Genomic DNA, 13528 nt, shown 5'->3' on the forward strand with positions numbered 1-13528 from the left:
TTATTTAAAAATACACAAAATATTCATGAAAACTTTATGAACACATATAAAAAGATATAAAGGAGGATTATTGTGGACAGGAATAAATTATGCATTACAGTTGCTGAGGCTGCTGAACTAGCAAGCGTTCCTCAGGATGTGATTCGCCAATGGGCGGCCGATTTTGATTTCCCGTCGATGAAAATAGGAGCCCGAGGTGGCAAACGATTGATTCATTTAGATTCGTTTAATGCATGGCTAGGGAAACGATGCCAGGCACGAATAGGAGAGTAAGGAGGTAAAAGACAAGATGAGTGCGATGACATACAAAGAAAAACGTGAGTTTAGACGTGCTGCTATGGCGCCACAATTAGCTGATGTTATAGAGGGTTTTATTGTCGGAGCATGTTTTTTATATCTAGTAGTAGGTATTTTCTATTGGTGGATTACAGGGGAGATATTAGTGAAATGGTAAAACGATGTTATCACTGGGGATATAAATTCTCCGGATGTTAGAAAGGATTAAGGAGGGGATAAAAAATGAAAGATAAAAGAGAAAAGGCACTAGATCTACTAAAAAGATATTTAATGTTTGATGATGAAGAAATGCAAGTTTTAAGGGAACACATTACATCAATCAGCGTAAGCAATAAAAGTGCAAGTTTAGACTTTACTATTCTTGCTAATGGATGCGCTATTTTTGTTAAGCGAAAGACAGGGGAATATGTATTACGCATAACAGGTAAAGGCCCAATTAAAGAAAACAAAGTATATCTTGCATTAAGGGCAAGAGAAATACTGCTTGATGCGGTGATGAATAATGAGTAAACACTGCAGCATATGTGATGAGTGCAACAAAAAAGGCCATGCCTACATTCATTGTAGACAGGCCAAAGGAATAATCTGCATGGAACATTGCGATACATGTCAATATTTAGAAATAGAAAAAGGAGATATGCATTGTAACTATCCAAGGCAAAAAGAAAAGGCCACTAATTAAAGTAGCCTAATCAAGCACGTAATTACGTACCAAACCTAACGTAATTATATCACACATGGGCATAAAAGACTAGGGAAAAGCTTATTTAAAGGCTTTTCCTTATTAACTGGATATAAGTATTAAAAAATCAACCATGGGGTAATTACGAGATGAGGAAGCGTAAAAAAGTCATATCTAAAAACATGATAGAAGTACTTGATTATCACACATCAAGAACATATAGAAAGAATGGCAAGCGTGTAAAAAAGAAAAACATCACACCAGAAGCACAGAAAAAGCAAAATGAAAAACAAGCGGAAGCAATGCTGCGTATGTTGATTGATAATAACTTCACTACAAATGATTGTTATATCACACTCACATATAAGGAACAGCCAGCCACATGGGAAGATGCAAAGAAAGACATTCAGAATTTTATAAGAAGGCTAAAACGCAAATATAAAAAACTGGGTAAAGAATTGAAATACATTTACATAGCGGAGGGAAAAACAAGAATACATTTCCACATGATCATCAATAATGCAGAACTATATTCAGATGAGTTGAATGAACTTTGGCCACATGGCATGCATAAGTTGATGTTGTATCAAGGAAGAGCAGAAGATGCAGTAAAATTAGCAAGCTACTTTGTGAAAGAAAAACGGAGTGCATGTTATTCAGATAAAGAAGATGCATTTAAGCGTAGGTGGAACAGTAGCAAGAATTTAGAAAAACCAAAAGTAAAAACAGAAATATTGAAGCCAAGCGAATGGAGAGATTATATCCAACCGCCAAAAGGCTATTACGTAGAGACGGACAGTGTAGTTGAGTCTGTATCAGAAGAGGGATATCCTTACAGATTTTATAGACTAATAAGAATTGAGGAGGTCAAACATGGCACTACTAGGAATAGGCATTGTAGTAGGGGTAATACTAGGAGTATCAATAATAGCATTATGCGTAATTAGTAAAGAATGTGAGGAATGGGAGGAAAAAGTAAATGATAAACGTAAATGAGGTATTTTTAAGTGGCAACGTAGTAGCAGATGCAGAACTACGTTATACAAAAACAGGAAAGCCAGTACTCACATTTAGAATGGCAACCAATAAATATGTGAATGAGCAACAGAGTACACAATATCACAACATTGTATGTTGGGTTGATGCGGAACTTTATAGTGGGTTACGTAAAGGTGATTTTGTAGCCGTGAATGGCGAGTTAAGAACTAGATCATATGACAAAGACGGAAGCAAACGATATATCACAGAGATTATAGTGAAAAATCTTACATACGGCCTTAAACAAAATGAAAGCGCTGCAAGTAACTTTGATAATGGGTTTGCAGACAATGATGAAAATATCCCATTCTAGGAGGAAATAAAAATGAGAAGAGGTAGACCAAGAAAGATATGCAGTCATTCATTTGGACCAGCTAAGAGCGGTGCATTATGGGTAAAAACATCTTGCCCTAAAGGGAAAACATCAATTAAAGTCTTTAGAGGCAAAACAGCAGGCACATTATATTGGCTAAAAAAAGAGGAATGTGAAGATTGCCCTGCATATAGTCCGACAAAGATTTATGCAAAATAGGAGGGAATATGCAAAACACAAGCATGGCAGGTGTACCGATTAATTGAATAAACTGGTTAGCACTAGGTGCAGTAGTGTACGGTGCAATGGAAAAGAAAAAAGCACTAAGAGTCTTAGGATTAAAAGAGCAATATAAAACAAATGATTTAATCAAGTATGCAGAAGTAAAAGCATTAGTTAATAAAGGGATAAGTTACAGAGAAATAGCAGAAGAGTTAGGGGTAGGCTTATCAACATTTAAAAATAAATGTAAAGAACTAGGAATAACATCTAAAAGGGGTAGAAAAAGTAACAAACATTGATGCGGTTGCGCTAGGGGGCAGACTATGAACCATGTAACAACACTATTCAATAGTAATGAGTTTGGGGAACTTAGAACCATCATTATTGAAAATGAAGTATACTTTGTGGCCAAGAGCGTAGCAACTGCACTTGGATATAAAGATACTGCAGATGCAATAAGAAAACATATTGATGAAGAGGATAAGCTGCGTTGGCAAATTGCCGACACAGGCCAGAAGAGGGAAACATATTTAATCAATGAGTCTGGACTATATTCCTTGATATTGAAATCAAAGATGCCAAGCGCTAAGAAATTTAAACGCTGGGTAACTAGCGAAGTACTTCCACAAATTAGAAAAACAGGTAGCTATGAGTTAAATATTCCAAAGACACTACCAGAAGCATTGAGATTGTATGCAGATGAAGTAGAAGCACACAACCAATCAAAGGCAATCATTGAACAACAGAAGCAACAAATAGCCGAATATGAGCCAAAGGTTGATTATGTGGATAAAATTTTAAGCAGTACAAACGCGATGACAGTAACACAGATTGCTGCAGATTATGGACTAAGTGCGAAAGCATTAAACAAGATATTACATGATGCACACATTCAACGTAGTGTAAATGGACAATGGATTTTGTATAGCGATTTAATGCGAAAAGGATATACAAAGACTAAAACACACACATACATGACTACAGATGGAAGATTGGAGTGCAAAACATCTACACGTTGGACACAAAAAGGAAGATTGATGATACACGAGTTATTAAAGAAGTTAGGAATCAATGCAGTGTGTGAGGAGGTAGCATGAAGCCATTAATATATAAAGGCCTAAGAAAGAACTTAAACAGGTCAGAATGGGTAATCAGTGATGAAATAAAGCAAAGCTATTCACAAATCAGACTACTAGCAATAGAAAATGATACATATGCATGGGTACAAATTGAGGACGGAACACTATGCAGAGGAAGCGAAGCAAAAGACACGCTAGGGAAAAGGATATATGAAAAGGACCATATAGAGTTTGATTGCAAATCAATACAAGAAAAACCAATGGTAGGGGAAGTATATTACAGCGTTGATAAATACCAATGGAGATGTAAGGCAATTAACCAGCAAAACAAACAAAATGATGCGGTACTAGATTTTGACTTAGCATTTGTAGTGAATAATGGAAATGCAAGAGTAGTTGGTAATAGATTAGAGGGATATGAGCATGAATGATAGATACAGAAATGTATGCAAAAAGCATGATCTAATTGTAGCGGAGATATAAGATATGACGGAAGAAGAAATACAAAAGAAGTTAGGAAAGCATTTATTTTTAAAGAATATAACTATTCCTAATATAACAATGCATGGAGATGGGAAAGGGGAATATGAAGCAGATTTAATCTACTTCAATCTTAAAGCTAGAGTGGTTACTGAAATAGAAATCAAGGTAAGCATTCAAGATTTTAGAGCAGATTTTAAGAAGAAAAGATACCATGATCATTTACATGTAGGCTATTTGTATTATGCAGTCCCACAAGACTTGTATGAAGACCATAAGGATGAAATAGAAAGTTTATTAGGTGATGCGGGATTAATAGTGGCCAATATATCTAATAATAAAAAAGAAGATGTTAGATACATTAAAAGGGCAAAAAAACGCAAAGATGTAAAGGCATTAAATGAAAGTGAAGTTATTAACTATTTAAGGATTGGATGCATGAAATGGGTAAATAGATAGTAATTAGGGGATATTTAATTTTGATAAAGGCGTTATTATGAAAATACCATGTAGGGACTGCAAATTTAGAGAAGTAGGATGTCACAGTAAATGTGAAAGCTATAAACAATATAGAGCATCATTAGATAAGCTTAATGAAGAAAAGAATATGCAAGGAGATGCCTATAAATATGTTGGAGATAACGTAAGGGCAATTAGGCATAGAATGCGAAAGCTTAAAGGATATAGCTGCACTGTGAGTGATTAAAATGAAATTAGATTTATGGGTAAAGCTAAATATAACAATGGTTGATGATAGCAAGGTAAGTGGCTGGACACAGATTTATGGGAAACATGGGTTAGCTATGTACAATAAACCATTTAAAACATTAAAGCCAATTGTTAATGATCACATAGATAAAATGAATTGGTTAGCTATTTGTAATAGGTGGGGTGAAACAAATCAAATCATAGAAGTAAACACAAGCAAGATAAAGAAATATGTTATCAAAGAGTGTGTACAACCATATGATACAGAAGAAGAATATTATGCAATTAAAGAATGGTATAGAAACAATATGAGAAGAAGAACATTATTAGAAAACAATGGATAATAAAAATATTTTAGATGCATGCTGCGGTTCAAGAATGTTCTGGTTTAACAAAAAAAATAAAAATACTGTTTATATGGATAATAGGACGGAAGAAACAATGCTTTGTGACGGTAGGAAATTAATTGTTAAGCCAGATATAATGGCAGATTTTAGAGAAATGCCATATAAAGAAGAAACATTTCACCTTGTTATATTTGATCCACCACATTTATTAAGAGCTGGTGATGAGTCATATTTGAAATTGAAGTATGGACGATTAGGGGAAGCCTGGAAAGAAGATATAAAGAAAGGGCTAGCGGAATGTTGGAGAGTACTTAAAACGAATGGAACAATGATATTCAAATGGAATGAAGAGCAAATAACATTACCACAGGTAAAAAAACTATTACCATGCGAGCCAATTATTGGGCAACGAAGAGGGAAAACAATATGGTTAGTGTTTTTCAAATAATAAGGAGAAGCAATTCTTAGAAATATTCAAAGAAGTTTATAAGAAAGGAAAGTAAAAATGGAAATACTAAGTGTTGCATTTGGAGAAAAAAAGAAAATTAAATATGAAAAAGCAAATAGTACTGGGGTTACTGAAACATATCAACTAATTACAAAGGATGAATTTAGGCCAGAGATATTAGATGCATATGTAAAGGCAAGGATTGTAGTAATTGATACATTTAAGGCTTTCAAATTTATTAGAGAAGAATGGTTAAAGATTAAATCAATTAACTTTAGGTGGCATAAAGAACTGCCAAGAGTAATTGTAGCAGCAAGATATGTACTAGAAATTACAAATAAAAAAGGTGATAAATGCACAATAAGTACTTCATGGCTACCAATAGCAGAGGAAACACAAGAGAAGTTAATTCCATTGGTAGAAGAAATTGAAATGTTTGTACGTGGAACAAGAGCGCAGGGGAAATTATGGGAAGAAGAATTAGAAGATGATGCGGTTGAAGGAGAAACATTTCATATTAATGATCTAGTACAAGAAGGAGAAGCGGATGATTAAAGACCAATTAATTTATGTAGCGCATCCATTTGGAGGCAATAAAGAAAATAAATTTTCCATAGATACAATTATGAAAAATCTAGTAATGCTAGATAAGAACAATACATACTTATCGCCTCTTCATAATTTTAGTATGGTGTACTTTGAGGATGAGTATGCAAAAGGTTTGAAGATATGTTTGGATATGTTAAATAGATGTGATGCATTGGTATTATGTGGTGACTGGGAAACATCAAAAGGATGCATTGGAGAATGGTCCTTTGCAATAGCTAAAGGAATGCCAGTATATACATGGGAAGAATGGACCGATAAATTAAAAGAACAGGGGAACCAGTATAGATGACAGGAAGAGAATATTTAAATCAGATAAGAGATACTGATTTGAATATTAAATGTAAGGAAAGAGAAGTATTTAGGTTACGGCAAGATATACTTTGTTTACAAGCCATAGATTATAGTAAGGATATTGTAAGCGGAGGAAAACCAATAACTATTGCGGATAAAATTGCAAATCTTGATGCGGTTACAGAAGAGATTATGAAAGAATGGAGTGATTTCTTACAGGAGAGAGAGCGAGCAAGATTTATGATCAATCAAATTTGTAGTACTAAGCAAAGGATTGTATTAGTAGATAGGTACATTAATGGATGTACATGGGAAAAGGTTGCAGAACTAATAGATTGTTCAAGGCAGAATGTTCATAACTTACATAAAAGAGCAATTAAAAATTTTGAGGAAATTTACAAAAAGGTTGCTATTATTTGACACTCAATATATGAGATACTGTATGTGGGCATGGATGAAGAGAACACTTTCAACAAGCCTACTAGAATATCCACATACTATTAAGGACTACATCATACAAAGGTCACACAACACAGTATGATGCGGTCCTTTTTAGTTTATAAGGAGAATTTGATGAAACACAAAAGAATTACATCAAAGAAAACAATTCAAGAAATACGGAAGCAATATTGTGAGATATGCGGACAACGTACAAATATTGAACCGCATCATATTAATACACGTGGTAGTGGTGGCGGAGATATTAAGGAGAACTTAATACAACTATGCACGCAATGCCATATCAATACACACAGTGGGCAATATCCAACAAAAGACGATTGCTTAAATAAAGTAGCAGAGCGTGAAGGTATTACATATTATGAAGCATATGCAATTAATCGTAGAGCAATGGGATATGATGTATGACAAGAATAAATTGTAATAGGGGCAGATGCTTAAATAATAAATATGGCATCTGCACTGCAGATACAATTGAATATGAGGGAATATGTCAAACCTATATAACACACGACCAAGCACACAAAAGTAATTGTGGATTATGAACTCGTTCTCATGGCAGATTTAAGAGAAACAGCCGTGATGTATTAAGATAGCTTGGGTGTAGTGTCCGTACTAAATAATAAAAAATAAATTTAAATTATTACACGATTTGTTGAGTTTTTGAGTAAATCTTTTGTGGGTCCTTCTGGAGAAAAATGAAACCGTGCGGTGGCCGAGACCCCAAAATTTGCCTAGATTTTAATTTTTTTATGGCCTTGCTAGTGATACAGGTAATGAAAGGAGGCTGATTGATAAGTGAAAATTACAGATGATTTGAAAACAGCAACGGCCTCTCAGTCGAACTTGGCAAAAGCACTTGGGCTCTCGCGTCAACGTGTTTCGCAACTGCTCCAAGAAGGAGTTTTAGCAACGGATGAAAAGAACCAAATTCTGGTTATCAAATCCGTTATCAATTATGTCAAATATAAGGGCCAATCTTCTGCTGAAGAGGAAAGCAGTTCCGATGATGCGATATTCGAGGTTGAAAAGGCCAAGAATGAACGTGCGAAACGCAAGATTGCTGAGTTGAAGCTAGCCAAAATGAACGGCGAAGTGTACTCAGCAGATACTGTAGAACAGGTAATGACAGAAATGCTCGTGAATTTGCGTACACAATTGTTAGGATTGCCAACTAAATTGGCGCCACAATTACAGAACGTAACAAAAGAGGAAGCATATAACTTGTTAACTCAAGAAATTGAGGATAAATTATCTGAATTAAGTGAATATACGCCGTCATTATTCATGGATAGCGATGAATTAGACGATGATAAAGCGCCAAATTAGGTGCTTTTTAATGCAAAAAAAGGAGGTGATAGCATGAAAACGGCAAAAGAATTGTGGCAATATGCCTCTAAAATGGGCTTAAAACCACTACCAAAAACCAGTGTTAGCCAATGGGCTGATGATTATCGCATGCTATCACAAGGTATTTCTGCGGAACCAGGGCGATGGAAAACAAGTAGAGCTCCATATCAAAAGGATATTATGGATGCATTTACGCAACCTGGTATCAATCGGGTAGTGGTTAAAAGTGCCAGTCAAGTGGGAAAATCAGATATCATGAATAATGTACTAGGGCGATACGCTCATCTTGACCCATGTGCAGTCATGATGATTCAACCTACTATCGAATTGGCTCAAGATTATTCGAAGTCTCGTATTTCTCCGATGATTCGTGATACGAAAGTATTATCACAAGTGTTTTACGAAACAAAATCGGAAGACGGAGCTAAGACACGAGACGGCAAGAACACAATCTTATCTAAACTCTTCCCTGGTGGTCGTCTCATCATGTGTGGTGCGAACAGTCCGGCCGGATTGGCATCACGTCCTGTGCGCGTACTACTTGCGGATGAAGTAGACCGTTTCCCAGATAGCGCCGGCACAGAAGGTGACCCTGTAGACCTTGCTGCCAAACGTATGACAACGTTCTGGAATAGGGTAATGGGGTTATTCTCCACGCCAACTAATGAAGGGAGCTCCCGCATCGATGTAGAGTATCAAACAGGTACGCAAGAAGAGTGGCAACATGAGTGTCCTAATTGTGGTGAGTATCATTTGATACGACATACTGAGATGGAATGTGAGACAAAGGAACATAAGGACGCTAAAGGCCGGAAGATTATAGTAGTTAGTGATGTGAAATGGCGGTGTCCAGATTGCGGATCTACATTCTCTGAAGACGAAATGCGGAAAGTCCCTCAAAAGTACATATCGAAAAACCCAGCTGCGTTGCATAATGGCATACGCAGTTTTTTTGTGAATGGATTCACGTCTCCGTGGCTCACATGGAATGACATAATGAGGGAATGGCTAGAGGCAAAAGGCGACCCTACACGTGAAAAAGTAGTTATGAATACTCGTTTTGGTGAATCATATGCGCAACAAGGTGCATTCGAAGACTACCAACAATTCATTAGGCGCCGTGAGAAGTACGGCGCAGACCTTCCGGACGGTGTGTTACTGCTAACTGGTGCCGTCGATACACAAGACAACCGGTTAGAGTATGAAATCACCGGTTGGGGGTACGGTGAAGAATGTTGGGGAATCTGTAAGGGTGTTATCTTAGGAGAACCTGATAATAAAGCGACATGGGATGCACTTGATGCGGTGCTTGATAAGGTGTACCGATTTAAGAACGGAACAGGGCTTAAAGTAGCACGTGCTTTCATTGACTCCGGCGGTCACTACACGTCAAAAGTATATGAATACTGTGAAAAGAACTTCAGCAAGCAACGATTTGCCATCAAAGGTACGGCCGGAACACCTGGCATACCGTTAAATTATAAGATTGGTAAAGCATCTGGAAGCAAGATTCCACTTGTCATGCTAGGTGTAGACGATGGGAAACAACAGGTAATGAGCCGATTGGCCATCGATGAACCTGGCGCTAAGTACTTTCATTTCCCTTTGGATGAAGAATTCCTAGGAACTAGAGGGTATGACGAGTTGTATTTCAAAGGGATCATTTCGGAACACAAGAAGAAAGTAAAACGTAAGGGCGTTATCCATGAAATATGGGAACCTACTGCAGGGGTTCGTAATGAACCATTGGACTTACGAGTCTATAACCTAGCATGTATGAACTCAATCCACCCCGATTGGGATAGATTGGCGGAAGTAGTTAAAGGTGGAGGCTATTCCGCTACAACAGTAACTGCTCCACGGAAGAAACCAATGCGGAATCGTGTTCGTAGAGCTAGTAAAGCGGCAGATATTTAGGAGGATGTATGGCAACTAGTTATTCAAGAAAGCCAAGGCTAATTGACGTGCGATTAGAATGGTACGTCAAAGCTGAGGAGGCAATATTGACCGGGCAAAGCTATACAATCGGAAATCGTACTCTTACAAGGGCAAATTTGGCTGAAGTAAGAAAAATGATTGATGATTTAGTGGCAAGAGGCGCCAAATTACCCGGTATGGATACCGATAATGGTCGTGGAAACAGGTCGAAACGGGTAGTTTTTAGAGATTAGGAGGCTAAAATGGCGAGAAAAAACAATAAGTTTAGCGCTAAAATAGGCACTCCGAGGGCTAAAAATAGCGGATATAGTGAGGGCGGAGCTTCTCACAATAACAAATCATTGAAGGGATATAACCCTAGAAAATTGGGCTATAAGGCGGATATTGGTGCGAATTTATCGACTTTGCGTGATAGATCCGCAGATTTAGCTATCAATACACCAGTTGGCACGGCTGCAATCAACACAAGCACTACTCATACAGTTGGCGCAGGCCTCAACGTGTTCCCTAGACCTAAGTTTCAAATCTTGGGAATCAGTGCAGAGGAGGCTAGAGCATGGGCTCGTAAGGTTCGTGCTGAGTTTGATTTATGGGCCGAATCAAAAGACTGTGATATCTACCGTAAAAACAATTTATATGACATGCAAAGCATAGCATATCAAGGATATCTCACAGATGGTGATAGTTTTGCGGTATTTAGACGTAAGCCGACAACACCAGATATGCCGTATACGTTGCGCCTTCAATTAATTGAAGGTAATCGTGTAAGTAATCCGCTTACTGATTCCACATATGTTACAGGCGACCCAACTGGCGTTGAAGCGCTTAACCCAGATAATGGGAACCGCATATTGAATGGTGTAGAAATCGATACTGACGGTGCTATTGTAGCCTACTGGGTATCTAATCAAGTACCTGGCGAACCAATTACAAGCATGTTAACGACATGGGCAAGGGTTGAAGCATACGGCAAGCGTACAAGCATTCCGAATGTACTGCAAATTAGTAATGATACTAGACCAGAGCAGTATAGAGGAGTTCCTTATTTGGCTCCAGTTATTGAAACGCTAAAGCAAGTGTATCGATATACAAATGCAGAGCTTACATCGGCTATTATTAAATCGTATTTTGCGTTATTCTTTACGGAAGCCGTGACTAATTCAGGTTCATTAAATGATATGTTGGCCGATAATGGTGTTGATGATCCAACGGAACCAGTAGTCGATGTATCAGAATACAATTTAGGACCTGGCACATTAAATGCCTTACCTAAAGGTGTGGATGTAAAAAGTGTTGATGCTTCCAATGCTCAATCTACTTTTGAAGTATTTAGTACCCAACTCATCAAACAAGTAGGTGCTGCACTTAACCAGCCTTACGAAGTATTGATGAAGAACTTTAACTCTTCGTATTCTGCAAGCCGTGCAGCAATGTTACAGGCTTGGGAAGAATATAAACTACGGCGAAAGTGGTTCGCTCGTGACTTCTGCCAACCAATCTATGAGATATGGTTAATGGAAGCAGTAGCGAACGGCCGAATTGAAGCGCCTGGTTTCTTTGATGATCCATTAATTCGAAAAGCATGGTGCAATGCCGATTGGTTCGGACCAACGATGTCCATCCTTGACCCTGTTAAGGATATGAATGGTAGTACCCTTCGCATTGAGAATGGAGTTTCCACTCGCGAACGTGAAGCGGCTGAAATGACAGGGACAGACCTTGAAGAAAACATTGCACAACTTGCATTTGAAAAGCAACTCATGGAGAAATATGGCATGGAGCTAGCTGATGCGGTAAATCCTTCCGTTGGCTCTAAATCTGAAGCGAAAGGAGGTGAAGAGGATGAATAAATTTTGGTCTGTTAAGAATTTTGTAAATCAAGATGGTACCGGTCAATCTGAATTGTTTTTGTATGGTGATATTTCTGATACCTCTTGGTGGGGTGATGAAATTACACCACGTGAATTTGCAAGTGATTTGGCTAGTTGTAATGGTAATGACTTAACAATGCGCATCAACTCTGGTGGTGGTGACGTGTTCGCAGCACAAGCTATCCACAATATGATCAAAGCCTATACTGGCAAAGTAACAGCACATATTGATGGCTTATGCGCAAGTGCTGCTACAATTATTGCCTGTGCGGCGGATAAGGTAATCATGCCAAGTAATGCTCTGTACATGATTCACAATCCATCTGTATTTCTAGGTGATAGCTTTGATGCGGACGGATTAACTAAAATGGCTAACTATTTGGCGAGTGTTAAACAGACAATCGCAAACATTTATTTGAGCCGTAGCGACGTTTTGACATCTGAACAGGTAAATACACTTATGGATGATGAAACGTGGCTCACGGCGGACGAGGCGAAGTCCTACGGCCTGATTGATGAAGTAGATACGGCGATTACGGACAAAGCTGTTATGAATAACGGAATGGTTATCGTAAACAAAGTATCTTGCAAATACTCGGCCAAAAATGAAGCCAAAATCAAACAATTTTTAACAAGTAAGGAGAAACCTATGACTGAAAACCAATTCATGGCAAGCTTAAAAGGTTTGCTCGGTATTTCTACAAATGAACCTGCAGAAAACGCAGCAGTAACAGCAGAACGCGAACGCGTTGAAGCATTAAATACGTTAAAAGGTGATAATGAAGTCGTCAATCGTTTAGTTGATGTAGCTGTTAAAGAAGGTAAAACAGTAAATGAAGTAACACCTTTCATCTCTGCCGTATCTGATATTCCTGCAAGTGATAACAAAGTAGTTGACCAAATTCGACAATTAGTTATTGATCAAATGGAATCTGGTGCGGATAAAGTGGCACCTCAAGGTGCATCTACAACAGAAACCAACGATGCGGTAGCAAAAGCTAGTGCAATTGATGAAGTCGTAGCATTTGCGAATGCTAAGAAAGGCGGTAAATAATGGCATATTTCGAGCAAGTAAATGGTGTCGCAGCTGATTATCTATTAGGTGGTGGCGGTGTACCGGTATTAACTCAAAATGTAAAAGTAGCAGCCGGCGATTATAAACGTGGCCAAGTTCTTGAAAACAACTCTGGTACATTCCAAAAAATCGCAAGTGGTAAGCCTGCGGGTATCGTAGTATCTGATACTACTGCAACTACTGAACACAATGTATTAACTGTATACATTTCCGGTCGCTTTAATCGTGAAGTATTGGTAGTTGACCAAGCTTACAAAATTAATGATCATGAAGCGGACTTCAAGGACGCTCACTTATTCTTAACTAGCATTAAATAGGGGG

22 protein-coding genes are annotated in these 13528 nt (G+C 37.8%); all 22 read left to right on the forward strand.

Annotation, left to right across the window (positions count from 1 at the left end):
• The first annotated feature begins 72 nt into the window (after positions 1–72).
• Positions 73–273 carry a helix-turn-helix domain-containing protein gene (locus B1A77_RS04810; protein ID WP_008715497.1) on the forward strand — a complete coding sequence of 67 codons (201 nt, stop codon included), beginning with the start codon at positions 73–75 and terminating at the stop codon, positions 271–273.
• Positions 274–289: 16 nt separating this feature from the next.
• Positions 290–454: a hypothetical protein gene (locus B1A77_RS10155; protein ID WP_187658833.1), complete on the forward strand. Its 165-nt coding sequence runs from the start codon at positions 290–292 to the stop codon at positions 452–454.
• A 65-nt stretch (positions 455–519) separates the two neighbouring features.
• Positions 520–807, forward strand: a complete 288-nt coding sequence (locus B1A77_RS04815; RefSeq protein ID WP_077708132.1) for a coiled-coil domain-containing protein — start codon at positions 520–522, stop codon at positions 805–807.
• Positions 808–1128: 321 nt separating this feature from the next.
• The gene (locus B1A77_RS04820; RefSeq protein WP_077708133.1) at positions 1129–1926 is read left to right on the forward strand and encodes a rolling circle replication-associated protein; all 798 of its coding nucleotides are present in this window, start codon (positions 1129–1131) and stop codon (positions 1924–1926) included.
• A 32-nt stretch (positions 1927–1958) separates the two neighbouring features.
• A complete protein-coding gene (locus B1A77_RS04825) occupies positions 1959–2330 on the forward strand; it encodes a single-stranded DNA-binding protein (RefSeq protein WP_077708134.1) in 372 nt (123 codons plus the stop codon).
• Positions 2331–2342: 12 nt separating this feature from the next.
• Positions 2343–2549, forward strand: a complete 207-nt coding sequence (locus B1A77_RS04830) for a hypothetical protein (RefSeq protein ID WP_077708135.1) — start codon at positions 2343–2345, stop codon at positions 2547–2549.
• 74 nt (positions 2550–2623) lie between these two features.
• Entirely contained in the window at positions 2624–2851 is a 228-nt protein-coding gene (locus B1A77_RS04835; RefSeq protein WP_077708136.1) for a helix-turn-helix domain-containing protein, read from the forward strand.
• A 24-nt stretch (positions 2852–2875) separates the two neighbouring features.
• Positions 2876–3649, forward strand: coding sequence for a phage antirepressor KilAC domain-containing protein (locus B1A77_RS04840; protein ID WP_077708137.1), 774 nt, complete (start codon positions 2876–2878; stop codon positions 3647–3649).
• Entirely contained in the window at positions 3646–4062 is a 417-nt protein-coding gene (locus B1A77_RS04845; RefSeq protein WP_077708138.1) for a hypothetical protein, read from the forward strand. Before B1A77_RS04840 ends, B1A77_RS04845 begins: the two co-directional genes overlap by 4 nt.
• A 55-nt stretch (positions 4063–4117) precedes the next feature.
• Entirely contained in the window at positions 4118–4570 is a 453-nt protein-coding gene (locus B1A77_RS04850; RefSeq protein WP_077708139.1) for an MmcB family DNA repair protein, read from the forward strand.
• 248 nt (positions 4571–4818) lie between these two features.
• Positions 4819–5163, forward strand: a complete 345-nt coding sequence (locus B1A77_RS04860) for a hypothetical protein (RefSeq protein WP_077708141.1) — start codon at positions 4819–4821, stop codon at positions 5161–5163.
• Complete coding sequence (locus tag B1A77_RS04865) at positions 5156–5614, forward strand: class I SAM-dependent methyltransferase (protein ID WP_077708142.1); 459 nt, start codon at positions 5156–5158, stop codon at positions 5612–5614. The genes B1A77_RS04860 and B1A77_RS04865 overlap by 8 nt, the downstream gene beginning before the upstream one ends.
• A gap of 57 nt (positions 5615–5671) precedes the next feature.
• Entirely contained in the window at positions 5672–6169 is a 498-nt protein-coding gene (locus tag B1A77_RS04870; RefSeq protein WP_077708143.1) for a hypothetical protein, read from the forward strand.
• Positions 6162–6512 (forward strand): DUF4406 domain-containing protein, encoded by a 351-nt coding sequence (locus B1A77_RS04875; RefSeq protein ID WP_237301826.1) that lies wholly within the window; start codon positions 6162–6164, stop codon positions 6510–6512. Before B1A77_RS04870 ends, B1A77_RS04875 begins: the two co-directional genes overlap by 8 nt.
• Positions 6509–6934, forward strand: a complete 426-nt coding sequence (locus tag B1A77_RS04880) for a DUF1492 domain-containing protein (RefSeq protein ID WP_077708144.1) — start codon at positions 6509–6511, stop codon at positions 6932–6934. The genes B1A77_RS04875 and B1A77_RS04880 overlap by 4 nt, the downstream gene beginning before the upstream one ends.
• A 153-nt stretch (positions 6935–7087) precedes the next feature.
• On the forward strand, positions 7088–7381 hold the full coding sequence (locus B1A77_RS04885; RefSeq protein ID WP_187658834.1) for an HNH endonuclease signature motif containing protein: 294 nt from the start codon (positions 7088–7090) through the stop codon (positions 7379–7381).
• Positions 7382–7771: 390 nt separating this feature from the next.
• Entirely contained in the window at positions 7772–8302 is a 531-nt protein-coding gene (locus B1A77_RS04890; protein WP_077708146.1) for a hypothetical protein, read from the forward strand.
• 33 nt (positions 8303–8335) lie between these two features.
• Positions 8336–10240 (forward strand): phage terminase large subunit family protein, encoded by a 1905-nt coding sequence (locus B1A77_RS04895; protein ID WP_077708147.1) that lies wholly within the window; start codon positions 8336–8338, stop codon positions 10238–10240.
• Between the two features lie 8 nt (positions 10241–10248).
• Positions 10249–10494 (forward strand): DUF6148 family protein, encoded by a 246-nt coding sequence (locus B1A77_RS04900; protein WP_060923706.1) that lies wholly within the window; start codon positions 10249–10251, stop codon positions 10492–10494.
• A 9-nt stretch (positions 10495–10503) separates the two neighbouring features.
• Positions 10504–12111, forward strand: coding sequence for a phage portal protein (locus tag B1A77_RS04905; protein ID WP_077708148.1), 1608 nt, complete (start codon positions 10504–10506; stop codon positions 12109–12111).
• Positions 12104–13186 carry a head maturation protease, ClpP-related gene (locus B1A77_RS04910; protein WP_077708149.1) on the forward strand — a complete coding sequence of 361 codons (1083 nt, stop codon included), beginning with the start codon at positions 12104–12106 and terminating at the stop codon, positions 13184–13186. The genes B1A77_RS04905 and B1A77_RS04910 overlap by 8 nt, the downstream gene beginning before the upstream one ends.
• Positions 13186–13524 (forward strand): head decoration protein, encoded by a 339-nt coding sequence (locus B1A77_RS04915; protein ID WP_077708150.1) that lies wholly within the window; start codon positions 13186–13188, stop codon positions 13522–13524. The genes B1A77_RS04910 and B1A77_RS04915 overlap by 1 nt, the downstream gene beginning before the upstream one ends.
• Positions 13525–13528 lie beyond the last annotated feature (4 nt).

The sequence above is a fragment of the Veillonella parvula genome, assembly GCF_002005185.1.
In the GTDB taxonomy this organism is placed as follows: Bacteria; Bacillota; Negativicutes; order Veillonellales; family Veillonellaceae; genus Veillonella; species Veillonella parvula_M.